The organism is Nocardia sp. NPDC060220 (assembly GCF_042727815.1).
Taxonomy (GTDB): Bacteria; Actinomycetota; Actinomycetes; order Mycobacteriales; family Mycobacteriaceae; genus Nocardia.
Map to the genome: position 1 here is coordinate 1 of NZ_JBHWZY010001391.1, position 1,050 is coordinate 1,050.

Annotated in this window: 2 protein-coding genes; both read left to right on the forward strand. The window is 61.6% G+C overall.

Annotation, left to right across the window (positions count from 1 at the left end; translation table 11 throughout):
- The coding region (locus ACFWF3_RS37005; protein WP_379318925.1) for a DUF6879 family protein at positions 1-463 on the forward strand (463 nt) is incomplete at its 5' end.
- Positions 460-1,050: Scr1 family TA system antitoxin-like transcriptional regulator (locus ACFWF3_RS37010; RefSeq protein ID WP_379318927.1), on the forward strand; the 591-nt coding region annotated here is incomplete at its 3' end. The genes ACFWF3_RS37005 and ACFWF3_RS37010, both read left to right, overlap by 4 nt.

Below are 1,050 nucleotides of genomic sequence, written 5' to 3' on the forward strand. Positions count from 1 at the left end.
GTTCCACCTGGAGACCCTGGACGCATACTCGGTTGCATCCGAGTCCGAGCCATTGCGGAGGTTCCTCGCGGGTGAACCAGCGGACCACACATGGTTCGATCCGTGGCGTTCGCTAGTCAGGCACACCACCGGACGCGGTGTGGCGATTCGGCGAGTTCGTGTACTCACCGAGCCAGCGAGTGACTACCACCGATGGATTCTGACGCTGAACCCCGAGAGCATCGAGGCCGGCGAAGAGATTAGGTACTTGCCTCGACACAACGCGGGAGATCCGCCGCTCACCGAGGACTACTGGTTGCTCGATGGTTCTCGCGTGGCTTTCCACGCCCGAGACACGTCTACTCGTGGGCGCGGTGTCGTAATCACCGAAGACGCTGGCCTGGTTGAGTACTGCGTAGAGCAACGAAACCGAGTGTGGAAGCTAGCAACACCGTTCAGCGAGTACGTGGAACACATCGCGTGACCACACCTCGCCAAGCTCGCGAGCAACTGGGTAGACGCCTTCGTGAGATTCGTAGGGATGCTGAGCTGACCGGCCGCCGGTTGGCTCAGCTCTCCGGGTGGCACGAGTCCAAGGTCTCGAAAATCGAGAACGGCACCAGGCCGCCCAACGAGGCGGACCTTCGCGCGTACACCGCGCATACCGGCACCGCGGATCAGCTGCCGGACCTGATTGCCACTCTGAGGGGCATCGAAGCCGCGTACATAGAGTGGAGACGACTCCTCGCTACGGGCACGCGCCGCCGTCAGGAACGATCGGTGACACTCGCGGAGGAAACCCGCCTACAGCGGGTGTACGAGCCGCAGATAATTCCCGGAATCTTCCAGACGCCCGAGTACGCGGAGCAAATTCTCCGGCGTGCTGTGAGGTTCTATGGCATCCCCGATGACGTAGACGCTGGGGTGTCGAAACGTATCGAGCGCCAACAGTGGTTGTACCAGGGAGACCGTAGGTTTCACGTCTTAGTGACCGAGCAGGCTATCTACAACCCAGTCGGCGGTCCTGGCGTCCATCGCGGGCAGCTTGACCGTCTGTTGTCAGTCTCGGGG